Origin of the sequence: Photorhabdus asymbiotica (genome assembly GCF_003634575.1) — a bacterium.
GTDB lineage: Bacteria > Pseudomonadota > Gammaproteobacteria > Enterobacterales > Enterobacteriaceae > Photorhabdus > Photorhabdus asymbiotica.
In genome coordinates this window covers 861,551-879,426 of sequence record NZ_RBLJ01000004.1, presented here as the reverse complement: position 1 = coordinate 879,426, position 17,876 = coordinate 861,551, and the positions used below count along the sequence as shown (strand labels likewise).

The following is a 17,876-nucleotide window of genomic DNA, read 5'->3' as shown; positions in this document are numbered from 1 at the left end:
ACATTATCTGGCTGACCAACCAGACGGTGACTCTGCCGGACGGCAGCACGCAGGTGGTGACGGTGCCCCAGGTTTACGCCCGGGTGAGACCCGGCGACCTGAGCGGAGACGGCGCTTTACTGGCCGGTAATACCGTGGCCCTTAACAGTCAGGGCGATATCACCAACAGCGGCACGATTAGCGGGCGTGACGTTACCCAATTGACGGCCAACAACCTGACCAACAGCGGCTTTATTCGCGGCGGTAAAGTGGATGTGACGGCCCGGCAGGACATCACCAACCGGGGCGGCCAGATTCAGGGGGCGGATAAAGTTGTGCTGCAAGCCGGTCGGGATATCACCAGCGCTGCGACCCTGCGCGGAGATGCCGCGAACCGCTGGCGGGACCGTCCGGCGGGGATTTATGTGCAGAACGACCAGGGCACCCTGTCGCTGAGTGCCATCAACAATGTGCAATTAACCGCCAGTGAGGTGAAGAACGCCGGTAAAGACGGTCGCACCGAGATAACCGCCGGCCATAACCTGACGCTGGATACCCTAAGCACGCACCGTACAGAACAGGGCGACTGGGGGAAAGATAACTATCGCCATCTGAGCCAACAGCAGGATATCGGCAGCCAGATAACCGGTGCCGGTGAGGTGACCCTGCAAGCCGGGCAGGATTTGACCGCTACCGCCGCCCACGTCAATGCCGGTCAACAATTGACGGCGCAGGCCGGAAATAACCTGACATTGACAACCGGTACCGCCTCATCCGACTTAGTGGAGCACAGTAAGCAAACCAGCAAAGGCTGGCTGTCCAAGTCGTCAGTGGAAACCCACGACGAAGTGCATGACCGACAAGCCCTGAGCACCACCTTCAGCGGCGATAAAGTGACTTTACAGGCCGGTAAAGACCTGCATATCCGCGGCAGCAATGTGGCGGGCACGCAGGATGTCCGCCTGAACGCCGGTCATCAGCTGACCGTCACCACCGCCGCAGAATCTCACGGTGAAACCCATTTGCGGCAGGAGAAAAAATCGGGCTTGATGGGCACGGGCGGTATTGGTTTCACATTAGGCCAGGCCAGCCAGAAAGTCACCACCGACAGCGACAGCCAGCGGAATAAAGGCAGCACGGTGGGCAGCAGCCAGGGCCATGTCACCCTCAATGCCGGTACCCAGCTCAACCTTCACGGCAGTGACCTGGTGGCCAGCAAGGACATCACCCTGACCGGCCAGAACGTGAATATCACCAGTGCGGCAAACCATCACACTACCCTGACCAAAACCGAACAGAAACAAAGTGGCCTGACGGTGGCGCTGAGTGGCACGGCAGGCGGCGCCCTCAACAGTGCGGTGCAGACGGCCCGGGCCGCGCAGCAAACCGAAGACCCGCGCCTCAAAGCCCTGCAACACACTCAGGCCGCCCTCAGTGGGGTACAGGCGACACAGGCTGCCCGGCTGGCCGAAGCCCAGGGCAGTGATAAAGGCAATAACACCCTGGCCGGAGTGAGCCTGTCCTACGGTCGTCAGTCTTCCCGTTCAGAACAGCAGCACCAGCAGACTACCCAACAGGGCAGCCACCTGACCGCCGGGGATAACCTCACGATAACGGCGCACGGTGACGATAAAGGGGCATCCGGTCCGAACGGCGATATCCGCATTCAGGGCAGCCAGTTACAGGCCGGTCAAGACCTGCAACTGCATGCCAGCCGGGATATTGCGCTCTCGTCCAGCCAGAACACCGAACAGACCACCGGCAAGAGCCGCAGCCACGGCAGCTCGCTGGGCGTGGGCCTGACTGCCGGACCCGGGGGCACCGGTTTGAACGTCTCGGCCAATGTCAGCCGGGGTAACGGCCGTGAAAACGGTCACGGTGTTAGCCACAATAACACCACGTTACAGGCGGGACAGACCGTCGAGCTAAACAGTGGCCGGGATACCACCCTGAAAGGGGCACAAGTCAGCGGCGAACAGATGACCGCCGAGGTAAAACGCCATCTGACACTCAGCAGCGAGCAGGGCAGCCAGCGCTATGACAGCCAGCAACACAACGCCCGGGCCGGGGTCAATGCCACCGTAGGCCCGCTCACCAACGGCAACGGCACCCTGACTCTCAATGCCAGCCGCAATAAACTGCACAGCAATTACGATTCAGTGCAGGAGCAAACCGGGCTGTTTGCTGGTGAAGGCGGTTATCAGGTTAACGTCGGCGACCACACCCAACTGGACGGGGCCGTGATAGCGAGTCAGGCCGACAACGCGAAAAACACCCTCAATACCGGAACACTGGGCTTTAAAGATATTCAAAATAAAGCGGACTTTAGCGTTGAGCAGCAAAGTGCCGGCGTCAGCCTTGGTCAGCCAACCACCGGTCAGGGGCTGAATAATCTGGCGGTCAATGCGCTGACCGGCTCAAATAATCAGGGCCATGACCGCAGTACCACGCACGCAGCGGTCAGTGACGGCACCCTAATTATTCGGGATAAGGACCACCAGACGCAGGATATCGCGAACTTAAGCCGTGATACCGATAATGCGGCCAATGTCCTGAGGCCGATATTTGATAAGGAGAAAGCGCAACAACGGCTGAAACAGGCGCAACTGATGGGCGAACTCAGCGCCCAGATGACCGAGATAGCCGGCACGGAAGGGAAAATTATCGCCACTAAGGCGGCGAAAGCGAAACTCAATCATATCAGTGAACAGGATAAAGCCGATGCCAGAGAAAAGTTGATCAACGCAGGTAATAAAGCCCCCTCGCCAGCGGATATCAATAAGCAAGTTTATGACACCGCTTACACGCAGGCGTTGAATGACTCCGGTTTTGGCACGGGTGGCCCATACCAGAAAGCCTTACAGGCGGCCACGGCAGCGATTCAGGGACTGGCCGGAAATAATCTGGGGCAAGCACTGGCCGGCGGTGCTTCGCCTTATTTGGCGGGCGTGATAAAAGAGCTGACCACCGACCCGCAAACCCATCAGGTGGATATCGCCACCAACACGCTGGCCCATGCGATTTTAGGGGCGGTAGCAGCGGAAGTCAGTGGTAACAACGCTGTGGCAGGAGCAGCCGGGGCCGCGTCGGGCGAGCTGGCGGCTCAGGTGCTGATAAAGCAGCTTTACGGCGACGCGGCTAAAGTCAGCGAGTTAACGGAGGAGCAGAAACAGACTATCAGTACCCTCTCCACCCTGGCAGCGGGACTGGCCGGCGGCATTGCCGGTGACTCCACCGCCAGCGCGCTCACTGGGGCACAGGCTGGGAAGAACGCAATTGAGAATAACTCTTTAGCGAATGTACTGGCAGCGGCAGAAGCGAATAAAAAAGGCACAGTTGAAAAATGGCAACAGGATAAGCAAACCGAAATCCAGAAAGCCTGTAGTGGTAATACGCCCCTCTCTTGCCAAACCCTGGTTGCCGCAGAAGGGAGTATCTTGGCCTTGCCGTGGTTATCGGGAGCCGCTGTAACAACGGGCATGATTGGTGCCGGAGCCAATACCGGTATCCAATATCTTGCTAATGGCAATGTTGACCCCAATGATGCTATTTTTGCGTACTGGACGGGGGTATTCACAGCCAATACTGGTCTGTGGGGAACAATAGCCTGGAATGCGGGTATGGGGGCGGCTTCAAGTTATGTGAAAGGCGATGATCCAATAAAGGGAGGGATGATCAGCGGAGCGGGTTCAGCGATAGGTTATGGGGCAGGTAAATATATTACCTCTTGGACAAATGCGGCGGGTAAATGGCTTACTCATGGCTGGGACCCGAAATTTAACCCCAACTTACTTAAGTACTCAGAAGTAAAAGGTCAGTTTGGGATCTCGAAAGAGATGTCACCGAGTAAGATCCCCGGTATTGTTGGTAATATGGGAGCTTCCATCACGACTGAAGGAACGAACTCCCTTATTCAAGAGCAAATTAATAAAGCTCAGGAGAAAGGCAATGGTTCCCCAAAATAATCGAATGAAATTCTTCTTTATTACAAACATTATATGGATAGTGGCTATATTTCTCATGAGTTTGACTATTTTTTTTATCATCAGGTGCTTAGGTTGGTATTTTATAGGTGGAATGTTTCTTTTTTCATTTGAAGATATAAAAAAGGCTTTCAAAGTAGGAATATCTATTGGACCAATAGGCGGAACAGGTACTTGGATTATGTATCACCGCCAATATAACTCACGTAAATAGTGGAGTTAATCCTCACCCTTAAATCGAAATTGTTATTTTTATTGTGGACAATAACTCTTTAGCGAATGTACTGGCAGCGGCAGAAGCGAATAAAAAAGGCACAGTTGAAAAATGGCAACAGGATAAGCAAACCGAAATCCAGAAAGCCTGTAGTGGTAATACGCCCCTCTCTTGCCAAACCCTGGTTGCCGCAGAAGGGAGTATCTTGGCCTTGCCGTGGTTATCGGGAGCCGCTGTAACAACGGGCATGATTGGTGCCGGAGCCAATACCGGTATCCAATATCTTGCTAATGGCAATGTTGACCCCAATGATGCTATTTCTGCGTACTGGACGGGGGTATTCACAGCCAATACTGGCCTGTGGGGAACAATAGCCTGGAATGCGGGTATGGGGGCGGCTTCAAGTTATGTGAAAGGCGATGATCCAATAAAGGGAGGGATGATCAGCGGAGCGGGTTCAGCAATAGGATATGGTGTGGGTAAGTATGTTGCCTCCAGTACAAATACTGTAGGCAAGTGGATAACTGGTGGCTGGGACCCGAAATTTAATCCCAATTTACTTAAATATACAGAGGTCAAAGGTGAGTTCGGGATATCGAAAGAGATGTCACCCAGTAAGATCCCTGGAGTTGTTGGCAATATAGGTTCATCTGTAGCAACTGAAATTACTAATGATCAGATTAGTAAAGGGTTAAAAAAATTAGATGAGGATAAGAAGAAATGAAACTAAGTAAACTAAGTTTTTTTCTCCTTTTTCTACACTTATTCAGCTCAATTATTGTTGGTATGATCCTAACAGGATTGATTTTAAAACTAATTATTGCCTTAATTTTCTTTTTCTTATCTGGAGATTTTGATTTTACTCAAGAAGATTTCTTGCTTTGTTTAAAGGTAGGAACGATGGGAGGAACTATTGGCGGTATAGGATGTTGTTTTATATACTACCGTGAGTATAACTCACGAAAATAATGAAATATTAGTCCTAACCTTTAAGTTTAGATTATTATTTTCATTGTGGAGAATAATGTGCACAAAGGAAGTAAAGAATGCTAACTATAAATGAAATACAAGAAAAAGTGTGGTCTTTAGGTGCTAAGATTAATGCACCTAAATCAATATTGATAGTTTATTCAGAGCCTATTGGTGATGGTTCTGGATATATAATTATTGATAATAATCAATATCATATTATTTACTCTGAAAGAGGATATGAAATATTTAGGCAAACAACTGAAGATTTAAATGAGCTTCTATATTGGATAATGGAAAGTGTAGCTAGCCAAATGGCATCTGAATATGAATTAAAAAACAGGAATGATGAAAGTAAAGATTTTCGTAGAGCTTATTTTGAAAAACAGCTAGAAATATTAGGTGTATTAGATAAAAAGTGGGTATTAAGAGCCAAGAAAAAAATTGAGGAAATATTAGAAAGATCACCATACATAGACAATAGTGACTGACAATATGCACTGAGTTTGCCAAATAGGGATGGTGGATTACGGTCGGTCAGCATCAAGTCTGGCTATCGCTATGTTAAATGAAGGTCAATCCCCTAAAGAGATTTTAGTGGCAAATCTCTGAGTAAAACGCTTTTTGCTGCACGTTTATTGGACGATGAATAAATGGGTTCACAAGGTATGGGATTGATGGATTAATTAAAAAATTTTTCACTCAGGCGACCTCCCCGTTTGGTGTTTAAGATATTAAATCCTTAAACCCAAGGATTTAATATTGGTACGCCAGTCAACTCAAAATCAATGACATTTCGCAGCTCGGACACCACATTAGTATCAAGAACAAACATCATGAAAAACTCGCAGGCCGACTATTGATAGTGGCTCGTGGGGGATTGAATTCAATATCCTCAACACCAGGCATTGCCAAAGCATCAGCAATATTTCGGCGTTGCTTGGTGATTCGTTGGTACTCTTCAAAAGTCAGCAGGACATGCGCTGGCTTGCCGCGATCTGTGATAAACACAGGGCCTCTTTTAGCCGCCTTCTTTGCCCTGCTAACATCTTGATTAAGCTCCCGGCTTGATAAAGTTGTGATTGACATAACACACCTCAATATAACAGTAATTTATGTAGGCACGTTACTACATAATACTAGGGTGCGCAAACTTTAGTCCCAGGAAAAATTAAGCCAAATGCTCCATCACCAACCGCGTTGCCGAAGCCAGCACATCACGGCGTGATTCGGCATCTTTCTGAGGTTGAGTAAAGTAAACTGCCAGAATCACAGGTGCTCCCTTTGGCGGCCAAAGTATGGCAACATCGTTAGTGGTACCATAATCACCGCCGCCAGTTTTATCACCAACCACCCAACCTGTCGGAACACCAGCACGAATACTGGCATCTCCGGTAGTATTTCCTTTGAGCCAGTCGATCAGCAGGTCACGTTGCAATTCAGCCAGAACCTCACCAAATACAATTTTCTTCACACTGGCCGCCATGGCTGCCGGTGTTGTGGTATCTCTGTGATCATCAGGAATGGCACTGTTCAAATCAGGCTCCCAGCGATCGAGCCGGAATGTATGGTCACCAAGGCTTTGGGTAAAATGGTTAACAGCCTCTACCCCACCTAATTCTTTAATCAACAGATTTACTGCCGTGTTGTCACTGTATTGCAATGTTGCAGCACATAATTGCGTGATGCTCATACCTTGATTCAGGTGCTTACGAGCAATAGGAGCGTAAGACAGCAAATCTGTTTCACTATAATTGATATGTTTTGCCAGCAACTCTGACTGGGACATACTTTTGTGTAACACTGCTGCAACAACTATCAGCTTAAAAGTACTACAGAAAGGAAAACGCTCATCCCCACGGTACTGAATCTCCTGACCATTTGCCGTATTGATCAATGTCACTCCCAAACGACCTTTCGTGCTGTTTTCCAGTTCTGCAAGTTGTTTATACAGTGATGAAGGAAGCGCACCAGCCCAGGCTGGAAAAGCAAAGTTAACCAATGGAAGAGTAATACCAGCCAATAACAATGAACGCCGCAATGGAGAATGCTTCATATCAGGATCTCGCAAAATAAAATAGTAGAACTACATGAGGAATAGCTCATTATAGAGAGAGAATCGTTAAAATGGCATGCTTATTCACGATGAAATACTCCTTATATACTTAAATGAAGATATACCCTTCATCCTTCAAGTTGCTGCTTTGTTGGCTGCTTTCACTCACCCCAGTCACATCGTTATCTATGCTCCTGGGGATACGTTCACTTGCCGCCGCGCTGCAACTTGAAATCTATTGGGTATATAATTTGTTCAAATCAATATCGTGAATTAATTTGAATGCAATCAATGCAAATTTTACAGATTTATTCGATTGATTGAATGAATCAACGATAGAATTTTTCCACCATATTCACACTTCTCTTTTATAAATACCAAATCGAATGAACAAATCCCTCCATATAGTGGTATGAACTGTTGCCATCCGTCATTTACCCCATTTTTAATCTTGTTCGTTCGGTAATTAGCATATTTGCAACAATTATTCAACACAAGTTACACAAAAATATCAAATATTCATGATGGCTCACTAATTTATAAATTATCAGATAATTACACTTTAAATGCTCTATAACAATCTATACTTACCTAGTTCGTTAATATTTTTAGAACACTCTTTTAACCTTATTTTAACCTTACAAGGATATGCATCATGGGTGTTTTTCAGTATAAAGATTTTGATGACGCTACTTCAAAAGAGTTATTTTCCGACGCTAAAGCCATTTCCGGGTATGCTTACCATAATCTAGGTAGTGGATTTGCCGAGGGATATTACAATTACGGTTTTGGCTTAGGGATGCCATTAACGTTATTGAAGGCTATTATCGGCAGTACCACCTCACAAGGCATCACGCCTAAATTGCCTTGGAACCCAGATTCAGAAAAACAAGCACGAGATAAGCTTAACGACGCCGGATGGTTTACTATCAGCGCTGACGAGTTAGGCTATCAGGGTAAAACGGATGCCCGCGGTACCTTTTACGGCGAAAAAGCAAGTCATTCTACTGCCCAGGCGGAAGTAATGGGCAAATATGATGCCGACGGCAATTTGATTTCTATTGGCATTGCATTTCGTGGTACCAGCGGCCCAAGGGAAACCATCATCACCGATACATTTGGTGACATTATCAACAATGTGTTGGTAGGCTTAGGAAAGACAGAATACTCGAATAACTATACACCAAACGCTTTTGGTCGGTTGCTGGATCATGTGGCTAATTACGCTAAAGCTAATGGCCTGACCGGAAGTGACATTGTGGTCAGTGGTCATAGTTTAGGAGGATTAGCGACTAACAGTATGGCGGAGGCTAGTAATGAAAAATGGGGTGGATTCTACTCTCAGTCTAACTATATAACTTTCGCTTCACCATCACAGTATGAGAAGGACGGCAAAGTGTTGAACGTGGGATACGAAAATGACCCAGTATTCCGCGTCTTGACGGGTACCAGCGTCACTTCCTCATCAGTAGGCGTACACGACGCACCAAAGGATTCTGCAACAAATAATATTGTTAACTTTAATGATCACTATGCATCAGACTGGTGGAATGTATTACCTTTCTCTATTGCTAACCCATCAACCTGGGTTTCGCATGTCACTCCATTTTACCAGAGCGGTATGCAACGCATTATGGATTCCGTGTTCTACGACCTAACTCATAAAGATTCTACTATTGTTGTCAGCAATCTTTCCAACGTCACCCGTGGAAATACCTGGGTGCAGGATTTAAACCGAAATGCTGAGAAACACACTGGCAGTACTTTTATTATCGGTACCGATGGCAACGACCTAATTAAAGGTGGTAAAGGAAACGATTATCTGGAAGGACGCGACGGGAATGATATATTCCGTGATGATGGCGGATTTAATATGATTGCCGGAGGACGAGGCCATAATACCTTTGATTTACAAAAGTCGTTAAAAAATGCGGAAATAGCCTATGACAAAGCGGGTACATTATATCTGCGCGATGCACAAGGCGGTATCACCATTGCCACCGATATCTCCACAATAAAAAGCAAAGAAAATACCTGGCTGTTTTTCACCAAAGATGTAGATTCTCAAGTCAGAAACGATGGTTTGTACTCCGCCAGTAAGGGGCTAACGAAATACGCTAATTCAGTAACTGGCAACGACGGGGATAATACTCTTACAGCTAAAACCTCCGGCTCTTGGTTATTCGGTCTGGATGGTGACGATACTTTGATCGGCTTTGGTAATAATAATGTTTTTGTTGGCGGTGAAGGTAACGATGTGTTGAAAAGCCAAGGCAATAACAATACCTTCCTGTTCAACGGTGAATTTGGACAAGATATCATCTACGGTTACAATAAAACAGACAAACTGGTGTTCTTGGGTACCGAAGGCAGCAGCGATAAAAGCAGTTATCTGGATCACGCCTCAATGGTAGACAATAACTTAGTGTTTACCTTCGGCCAAAACTCAGTCACTTTGGTTGGCGTCAGCATGGATAGTCTATCCGCAGACAATATAATACTGGCATAACATAAAAATCATGCGATATCCCTATCCATAAAGTGGCCATCAAAAATGGCCACCTTTTGGGAACCTACGCTCACTTGCCGCCGCGCTGCGGCTCGAAATCTATTAAGTATATTTACCTTCCACTGCAATATGTTCTGCCAGTAATGTGTGGCTTACGGCATATTTCGCTTGCCATGCTTTAGGGTTGATCAAATAATGTTGCCGAAAACGTTTAGAAAAATGACTTGGGCTGGAATAACCTACCGCGGTAGAAACATCAATAACACTCATCCCTTTCTTCAATAAATCTTCCGCTGTGGTCATACGAACGTTCTCCAAATATTGATGGAAAGTACGAAAAACAACAGCACGGAATCCCTCTTTTAATTTTCTCTCATTCAAACCAACCGCTCTTGATAACGATTTTATTGTCCAGGGAGAATGATAATCATTGTTAATTATTTTTATTGCATTATACACAGCACGGCGCTGTAAACTGTTAATCACATTATATTGACAATCATAAATTTGAGCCGTCACACAAGCGAGTATCTCTAACGCCTTCGCCTTTAAATAAACCTTTCTAACATTGCCATTTAATTGACATTCTTCTATTTGATTGACTATCTGCATAAATGGCGGATAAATAGGACGAGCCATCATCAAAACATCACTATAGCTAACATTTTTTTCAAAACCCGACGTCAATTTGGTAAAACATGGCAACTCCTGAGCTTCAATTTCGTTCAGAGAAAAACGGATATCGAGAATATGCCACGTTCCACAGCCAAAGAAATTCATGCCACGTGTCGTCTTAGGTGAATAGAAAAATACCATTGTGCCAGGATTAATATCTAAAACATCGCCGTTCTCAATCGCCATTCTCCCCTCCCCGCTTAAAATAAACGCAATCGATACCGTCGGCGGTCCTTCACAATATTCTGTAAAATCTTTGTTAAGCTCAAAACGAATTCGATTTATATGAATTCCGTCTGATAATTCCTCAGTTTGTAATGAGGGATTTGTATTATTTTCCTCCACTTGTAAATGCATGCAATTGCAATGGTTAGCAGCGAAAACTCCCAATTTCTTGCTATAGATCGTCTTCATGAGATCCCCCTGTAAAATTAGCATCAGACACCATTTCAAAAGCGCTTTCCACACTAAAACAGTATATTGTGCATATTAAAGACATTATATTTTTATTTTATATATATACGGAATGTGAATATCACGCAATTTATCATTAATGATAATCATTATCAATAGTACGTATCGCGCTACTTTTGTCCCTATCCCGTTAGCTCTCTTTTGTTACTCCCGCTAGCCTTCTCTATATGTTTTTTGTTTTACCACACTTAATTTTTGTAAAACATGATTTGAAAAGGCATAGAGAGTATTCATATGAAAAAAAAATATGCTAAGGCTTCTGTCTTATGTTGCCTAATTTCTCCTATGGTTTGGGCAGAACATTCGCCTGAAGCCACAGAAGATACTTTGGTTGTGACGGCTAACAAACGGGAAGAAGCGTTAAATAAAGTTGACGGCAGCGTTTTGGTTAAAACAGGCGAAGAACTTGAGCAAGCAGGTATTACCCAAGTGCAAGATCTTGAGCGTGCTTTCCCAGGTTTACAAATCCGTTCACGTGGTAACCGGACCTATTCAGCAACCACAATTCGGGGTATCAGTTCACCCGATTTCTATTCGCCTTCCATTCGAATCTATGTTGATGGTGTTCCTCAAGATCATCAGTTCCTAACACAAGAATTAATCAATGTAGAGCGCGTAGAATTATTACGCGGTCCTCAAGGCACCTTATATGGTGGAAACGCCCAAGCCGGCGTTATCAATATTATCACCCGTTCGCCAAAAGAAGGCCCTTGGCTTAATCTTTCTGGCAACTACTCTAAGTTGAAACAGGGCGGTTCCTTCAGCGGATCAATGCCCCTTATCGAGGACGTTCTTTACGGCAGTACCAGCCTGCGCTGGGTAAACGAATCTGGACAAATCGATATACCAAGTCGTGGTGATAAAAATGTTGACTCCAGTAAAACCTGGCTCGGTAAAGGGCAACTGACATTTGCGCCAGAAGATTCCCCTTTTAGCGCTGAACTTAGCTTTGCTCATGAAGATCTCGATTCACATGAGGAGCTTTATTTAACCGACGAACAATTTCGACAGAAGAAATATGAAGGCCCTATCCCTGATCTGACAAGAAGGGTCAACAGTTATACACTCAAAGCTGAATACGATTTTGGTAGCAGTACATTAACAAGCGTGACTTCCTATCAAGATCGCGATATTTTCCGTGATTTTATCGGGGGTAAATGGAAAGAGAAACATCACGCCACAACTCAAGAACTGCGTTTAAATTCCAATTTCTCAAATGGGATTAGCAGCGTTCTCGGCGGCTGGTTTTCAGATGAAAATAATAAACATCACACCAGTGGCTATCCTGGTTACTATGGTGATGCCTTTAACACAATAAAAGGAAAATCACTGGCACTGTTTGGTGAAGTTAAATTACCGATTGCTGCTCAATGGGATCTGACCCTTGGCGGTCGTTTGTCACATGAAAAATCGCAGATAGACTATGCGGGCCGCTCTGGCATGATGGCAGTTGATGCTTTTGATAACCAAGTCTCCAGCAACGAATTCACACCTAAGGCGGCTCTGGGCTGGCAATTTACACCCGATACCCGTTTCTATGTTTCTGCAACTAAAGGTTATAAGCCCGGCGGATTCAATAACATTGTGTCCTCCGCCAATGATAGAAAGCCTTACGATACCGAAACCTCCGACAATTACGAACTCGGCTGGCATACGTCGTTCTTTAATAATGCAATGACGTTAGATAGCGCTGTTTATTATATTCGTTCAAAAGACAAGCAAATCTATGTTGGTCCCATTGGTATGCAATCTATTCGCAACGCCGGGAAAGCGGAAAGTAAAGGTATTGAGCTAAGTAGTCAGATCAAGCCAATGCAAGGACTTAAATTTTCTCTTGGCGGCAGTGTAGGTAAATCGAATTTCACTGATGCAACCGATACAACAAATGGCATAAGTTATAATGGCAAACGTCTGCCTTATGCGCCAGATGTCATGCTCAATGCAAGTTTCGACTATCTTATTGATCAAACATTGTTACCGGGTAACCTCTATTTAAATGCCGGTGCACGCTACTATTCAAAAAGCTACTTTAATGAAGCAAATACCCTTGAACAAGGGGGATATACGCTCTACGACGCTTCATTAAGTTTAGAAATGGCACATGGTATCAATGTTAAATTTTATGGCGAAAATTTAGGCAACAAAAAGTACCGTCTTTCGAGTTTCCAACAAGGAAACACGCTCAGCATGATGAGTAAAGGCTTGAATGTTGGGTTGGATGTGAGCGTTGCACTATGATGCACAATATCTCACACCCCCGTCATGTCTCGTTGCTACTTTTGGCTTTGGCTGGTGTTTACACCATCCAAAGTACCATCGGTATGTTAACGTTACAAAGCATGCCAGCATTTCTGCGCAGCCACGGTGTTACCCCGGACAAGATAGGGCTACTTTATCTGTTGATGTTACCTTGGGCATTCAAATTCCTTTGGGCTCCCATTGTAGAACGCTATCGTAAATCCGGTTCGGGAGATACCAACTCTCGCCGCATCATGCTCTGCGGTAATGTGTTAATTACACTGCTTTTTTGTTCAATGTCATTAGCAGAACCTGCTGAGCATATGCCGCTGATTATCACGGGTCTGTTTCTGATCACCCTTTGTCTGACCGTAGTAGACACCACTACAGACGGCCATGCTATTGACCGGTTATCCCCACAGCATCGCCCCTGGAGCAATGTCATGCAGGTTGGAGGCAGTTATCTGGGGTCTATTATAGGCAGCGGTCTGTTTTTATATCTTACCTCACTGTATGGCTGGCATATTGGTGCTGGTGTGTTAGCCATATTGATTCTAGTGATGTCACTGCCTGTTTTATTTATCAAGGAAACACCGGAAAAGAAAGCATCGAATATTTCAAAGACTGCGGTAACACCTTCATTAAAGAGTGCATTGCGTCGTGCCCCAGTTAAACAGGCTCTAATTTTAATATTGCTCTGTATGATTGGTACGCGCCTTTCACTCGGCATGCTCTCTCCGTTCTTGATAGATCGCGGAGTAGATTTAACCCAACTTGGCATCATTGCCGCCAGTGGTGGTGCATTAGCTGGGTTATCCGGTGTCTTACTTGGCGGTATCATTGTACGTAAATTAGGTTCCATTCAAACATTGTTAGGCCTGATGCTGTTTGAATGCATGGTATTAGTGGGTATTTTCTGGCTTGCCCAACAACCAGAAGCCCCGCTATCCCTACTTTCAACGGCATATGTCTTCATCACGTTAATCACCGCGGCTAAATTTGTTGCCTTGTATACCCAAATGATGTCTTTGGCGGCAGGCACACAGTCTGGTGTGGATTTTGCGTTGATGCAGTCCGCAGATATGAGCATTGCGATCATCTGTTCCGTGTTAGGTGGAATGATTGTCACTAAAGTAAGCTATGCTTCCCTTTTCGCTCTTGCATCATTTTTCACCCTCACTGGCCTGTTCTGGACATTTCACAAGTTCCGCGATTTCCAAAAGGAGAACGTGAATGCTCAGTAATGACTCTTCTATCCAGAACTCACCAGAACAACGTGCCGCCGATGCCGGTGTCATTAAAGAGCTGTGGAACATGATGCGCCCATACCGCACTCTGAGTTACGTTGCTATTGCACTTGCCATTGTTTCCGCTGGTCTGCAAATACTACCGGCAGCCGTCGCCGGGCTGATTACCCAATCTATTTATGATGGACAATATGACACGCTATTAAATTACGGTGTCATGTTATTGAGCTTCACTTTTGCCGCTATGTTGACTTTCAGTGGTTCAACGTTTGTTTCTCATTTGATCGCCGCCGACGTTCAAGCCGATGTCCGTCGTAACATCAGCAGTAAGTTGAAGTCCGTTCCTTTAGGCTTCTTCACACGGACCGACAGCACCGAAATAAAGAAGATGATGTTAGATGACGTCGAACAACTTGAGGATGGTATTGCCCATATCATTCCAGAGATGTCAGCAACTTTGTTTGGTCCACTCATCGCACTGAGTGTCATGCTAGCCATTGACTGGCGGTTAGCATTAGCGGCATTTGCGCCAACTTTGGGTGCCTGTTTATTATTCATCTATATTCAGATAAAAGTACAAACCACTACTCAGCGCTTTTATGCAGCCCAAAATCGTATTGCTTCGACAATGGGTGAAGTTATTAACGCAATTCCCGTAGTAAAAACTTATTCAGGTGGTAATGTTGCCCTCCAGCGCGCTGAAGGGGCATTTACCGCTCTAACACGTATTATCGATGTTTGGGTTGAGAAAGTGCAGGTTAAATCCAGCCGGTTTTTCGTGTTATCCAGCGCTAATCTGTTATTTGTCCTCCCTTTAGCAGTTTGGCTATTCAACCGACAAGAAATATCTTTATTTGAATTTACTTTCTTTATTCTGGCGGCGATGGCATTCGGCAATATTGCTTCATCCATGTTCGCTGTGATGACACGTTTGCAACAACAAGAGGCGTTGATCACACGCTATCGCTGGTTAATGAATCAGCCTGAACTGGTGCCGTGTACTCAGAGTCAAACACCTGCCGATCATAGTGTTACTTTGCATAATGTCAGTTTTTCTTATCAAGATGAACAGGATAACGCGTTAAATAACATTTCGTTTTCCATACCTGCCGGAAATTCATTAGCTTTAGTAGGTGCCAGTGGTTCGGGTAAATCCACGGTAGCAAACCTGATTGCTCGTCTTTGGGACCCTCAACAAGGCCAAATTACGGTTGGTGGGGTTGATATCCGCAATATGGATGAACCCACTCTGCGTAATAACATCTCTTTTGTTTTCCAACGGGTATTTCTGTTCAACGATACAATAGCCAATAACATACGGCTTGCCCGTCCTGATGCTTCACAAGCTGAAGTTGAAACAGCGGCTGTCGCAGCACAAGCACATCAATTTATCCAACAATTACCACAAGGCTACAACACTGTGCTTAACCACGGTATCAGCTTGTCTGTAGGAGAAAAACAGCGTATCGCCGTTGCCGCAGCCATCCTGAAAAACGCCCCCATTCTGGTATTGGATGAAGCCACCGCCTATGCCGATCCAGAATGTGAAAAAGAGATGCAACAAGCACTCAATGCCTTATGTCGCAACAAGACAGTGATTGTTATTGCCCATCGCCTGCCGACTATCCGTCATTTTGATCAAATACTGGTCCTGGATAAAGGACAAATCATTGAACAAGGAACTCATGATGAACTAGTCGCACAGCAAGGCGCATACGCCAGCCAGTGGTCTGCCTGGCGGAGAGAAAATACCGGGACAGGAGCAAATTATCATGGGGCTATTTAATCGTCTCCAGCAACATCTGTCACCAAAACTGCAACGGGTTTGGTTCAGTGGATTGTTATATAAGCAGCTTGATACCGTGGCAATTATTGCTCAACTTGCTATTGCTGCTTGGGCTTTCGCTCATCTGGAGGAAAGTGGCAACAACAGGCTGCCGCTTATCATTCTGGCATTATTAGTTATTTTACTGTTGCTCCGGTTCGCTTTTATGACCCGCGCATTGCGTAAACTCACCATTGCCGCTTATGGGTTAGGTATCGAAATCCGTCGTTCTTTATTACAACGCTTGGTCAGTATGTCGGTAGCCACGATTCGGGGATTAAGTGCCGGAAAAATAGCGCTAACGTTATCTGAAGATGTGCAATGGCAGGAAAATCAGTCAGCCTATACCACACCACAAATCGCCTGTCAGGTTATGATGCTGACTCTCATCTATCTGGCTTTATTCTGGTTCGATTGGGTCGTTGCCGGTAGCGCATTACTGGTACTGATGGTTGGAATGCTCATCTTAGGGGCCATCCGCAAAAAACTGAATGAAATATTGCGCCTGCGCGCCGTTATGATGGCTGATGCATCTGAAGCAATTGTAGAGTACGCCCAAGGTATGTCCTTTATTCGTGCTGCGGCAGCGACCACGACGGTAGAACAACGTTTTAACCGCAAAATCGACCAATTACGTGTCGCATTCCGCCACGGGGTATTCAGAAGTATTCCGCTGTTGAGCCTGTTTTACATCATTATTGATACCAGCGTGGTCGTTGGCATTCTGGCGGGCGCCCTACGCTTCAATTCACCAGAAGCATTAACCCTTTCGGAAATGCTTATCACTATTCTGCTGCTGTTTGCCACTATTACCCCTTTACGCGGGATCATTCCTCTGCTCAATATCACTGCATTGACGCAAGTAGGCGAAACACACATTGCAGAGATAGAAGCCGTTACTACACAAGTCTCTGGACCATTAGCAGCGCCAACCAAATATGATGTTGAAGTTAATAACATCTCATTTAGCTACCCAGGTACTTGTCAACCCGCCATCCAAACCGTTTCGTTTTATGCACCACAAGGCAGCATGACCGCCATTGTGGGACCCAGCGGCAGTGGCAAATCCACGCTGGCCTATTTATTGCTCTCTTTCTATCAACTGGATAAAGGTGAAATCCGTTTGGGCGGGAATCATATCCATCATTACCAGACTCAGGCACTGTATGACACCGTCACCATGGTGTTTCAGGAAACCGCACTCTTTCAGGATACCGTCGCTAATAATCTCCGTTTGGGTGATCCCAACGCCACTCAGTTGCAACTGGAACAGGCCGCCCGCCTTGCCAATATTCACGATACAATTATGGCCTTACCGCAAGGGTACAATACACCTTTGGGGGTAGATGGCGGTACGCTGTCTGGTGGTGAACGCCAACGGCTTGCTATTGCTCGCGCTATTCTAAAACAGTCTCCTGTTTTATTTCTGGACGAAGCAACAGCTTCATTGGACCCTGAGAATGAACAGTTGATACAAGAAGCATTTGATTCTCTTACCCAGAATAAAACCGTCTTTGTCATCGCTCATCGGCTAAGCACGATAACTCGCGCTGATCAAATATTAGTGATGGATCATGGAACCCTTTGTGATAGCGGTACCCATGATGAACTACTACAGCGGTGTCCGCTTTACCAATCCCTTTGGAAAAATCACCTTGGCTCAGAAGAGCATTGGCATTTACACCCGCATAAGGTGTAACCCACCTG

At 45.8% G+C, this 17,876-nt stretch carries 12 protein-coding genes; 9 read left to right on the top strand and 3 right to left on the bottom strand.

The genetic code is table 11. From position 1 onward, the window contains the following. The 4 genes from BDD30_RS19635 to BDD30_RS19615 all read left to right on the top strand — a co-directional run. Positions 1 to 3,944: hemagglutinin repeat-containing protein (locus BDD30_RS19635; protein ID WP_211338302.1), on the top strand; the 3,944-nt coding region annotated here is incomplete at its 5' end. Between the two features lie 275 nt (positions 3,945 to 4,219). Next, the gene (locus BDD30_RS19625) at positions 4,220 to 4,900 is read left to right on the top strand and encodes a hypothetical protein (RefSeq protein WP_015834425.1); all 681 of its coding nucleotides are present in this window, start codon (positions 4,220 to 4,222) and stop codon (positions 4,898 to 4,900) included. Further along, positions 4,897 to 5,145 (top strand): hypothetical protein, encoded by a 249-nt coding sequence (locus tag BDD30_RS19620; protein ID WP_041381879.1) that lies wholly within the window; start codon positions 4,897 to 4,899, stop codon positions 5,143 to 5,145. The genes BDD30_RS19625 and BDD30_RS19620 overlap by 4 nt, the downstream gene beginning before the upstream one ends. A 77-nt stretch (positions 5,146 to 5,222) precedes the next feature. Beyond that, positions 5,223 to 5,636, top strand: coding sequence for an Imm63 family immunity protein (locus BDD30_RS19615; protein ID WP_015834426.1), 414 nt, complete (start codon positions 5,223 to 5,225; stop codon positions 5,634 to 5,636). Between the two features lie 343 nt (positions 5,637 to 5,979). Here BDD30_RS19615 and BDD30_RS19610 read toward each other — a convergent pair whose 3' ends face one another. Both BDD30_RS19610 and bla read right to left on the bottom strand, forming a co-directional pair. Continuing rightward, complete coding sequence (locus BDD30_RS19610) at positions 5,980 to 6,234, bottom strand: type II toxin-antitoxin system Phd/YefM family antitoxin (RefSeq protein ID WP_041381881.1); 255 nt, start codon at positions 6,232 to 6,234, stop codon at positions 5,980 to 5,982. An 82-nt stretch (positions 6,235 to 6,316) separates the two neighbouring features. Then, positions 6,317 to 7,201, bottom strand: a complete 885-nt coding sequence (gene bla / locus BDD30_RS19605; protein WP_041381882.1) for a class A beta-lactamase — start codon at positions 7,199 to 7,201, stop codon at positions 6,317 to 6,319. Positions 7,202 to 7,856: 655 nt separating this feature from the next. On the opposite strand from bla, the gene BDD30_RS19600 reads away from it, so the two are divergent. Next, a complete protein-coding gene (locus BDD30_RS19600; RefSeq protein WP_015834432.1) occupies positions 7,857 to 9,710 on the top strand; it encodes a polyurethane esterase in 1,854 nt (617 codons plus the stop codon). A gap of 102 nt (positions 9,711 to 9,812) precedes the next feature. Here BDD30_RS19600 and BDD30_RS19595 read toward each other — a convergent pair whose 3' ends face one another. Continuing rightward, a complete protein-coding gene (locus BDD30_RS19595; RefSeq protein ID WP_049795203.1) occupies positions 9,813 to 10,799 on the bottom strand; it encodes a helix-turn-helix domain-containing protein in 987 nt (328 codons plus the stop codon). 294 nt (positions 10,800 to 11,093) lie between these two features. On the opposite strand from BDD30_RS19595, the gene BDD30_RS19590 reads away from it, so the two are divergent. Genes BDD30_RS19590 through BDD30_RS19575 form a run of 4 tightly spaced genes read left to right on the top strand, consistent with a single transcriptional unit; the run spans position 11,094 to position 17,868 of the window. Then, positions 11,094 to 13,097, top strand: coding sequence for a TonB-dependent receptor (locus BDD30_RS19590; protein WP_015834434.1), 2,004 nt, complete (start codon positions 11,094 to 11,096; stop codon positions 13,095 to 13,097). Then, positions 13,094 to 14,341 (top strand): MFS transporter, encoded by a 1,248-nt coding sequence (locus BDD30_RS19585; protein WP_015834435.1) that lies wholly within the window; start codon positions 13,094 to 13,096, stop codon positions 14,339 to 14,341. Before BDD30_RS19590 ends, BDD30_RS19585 begins: the two co-directional genes overlap by 4 nt. Continuing rightward, a complete protein-coding gene (locus BDD30_RS19580) occupies positions 14,331 to 16,130 on the top strand; it encodes an ABC transporter ATP-binding protein (RefSeq protein ID WP_015834436.1) in 1,800 nt (599 codons plus the stop codon). Before BDD30_RS19585 ends, BDD30_RS19580 begins: the two co-directional genes overlap by 11 nt. Further along, positions 16,117 to 17,868: an ABC transporter ATP-binding protein gene (locus BDD30_RS19575; RefSeq protein ID WP_015834437.1), complete on the top strand. Its 1,752-nt coding sequence runs from the start codon at positions 16,117 to 16,119 to the stop codon at positions 17,866 to 17,868. The genes BDD30_RS19580 and BDD30_RS19575 overlap by 14 nt, the downstream gene beginning before the upstream one ends. Positions 17,869 to 17,876 lie beyond the last annotated feature (8 nt).

Bases quoted from the DNA above. Each gene is read 5' to 3' on its own strand.
- BDD30_RS19585 (WP_015834435.1), top strand. From the start codon at position 13,094: ATGATGCACAATATCTCACACCCCCGTCATGTCTCGTTGCTACTTTTG.
- BDD30_RS19610 (WP_041381881.1), bottom strand. From the start codon at position 6,234: ATGTCAATCACAACTTTATCAAGCCGGGAGCTTAATCAAGATGTTAGC.
- BDD30_RS19595 (WP_049795203.1), bottom strand. From the start codon at position 10,799: ATGAAGACGATCTATAGCAAGAAATTGGGAGTTTTCGCTGCTAACCAT.
- BDD30_RS19580 (WP_015834436.1), top strand. From the start codon at position 14,331: ATGCTCAGTAATGACTCTTCTATCCAGAACTCACCAGAACAACGTGCC.
- BDD30_RS19575 (WP_015834437.1), top strand. From the start codon at position 16,117: ATGGGGCTATTTAATCGTCTCCAGCAACATCTGTCACCAAAACTGCAA.
- BDD30_RS19615 (WP_015834426.1), top strand. From the start codon at position 5,223: ATGCTAACTATAAATGAAATACAAGAAAAAGTGTGGTCTTTAGGTGCT.
- BDD30_RS19620 (WP_041381879.1), top strand. From the start codon at position 4,897: ATGAAACTAAGTAAACTAAGTTTTTTTCTCCTTTTTCTACACTTATTC.
- bla (WP_041381882.1), bottom strand. From the start codon at position 7,201: ATGAAGCATTCTCCATTGCGGCGTTCATTGTTATTGGCTGGTATTACT.
- BDD30_RS19590 (WP_015834434.1), top strand. From the start codon at position 11,094: ATGAAAAAAAAATATGCTAAGGCTTCTGTCTTATGTTGCCTAATTTCT.
- BDD30_RS19600 (WP_015834432.1), top strand. From the start codon at position 7,857: ATGGGTGTTTTTCAGTATAAAGATTTTGATGACGCTACTTCAAAAGAG.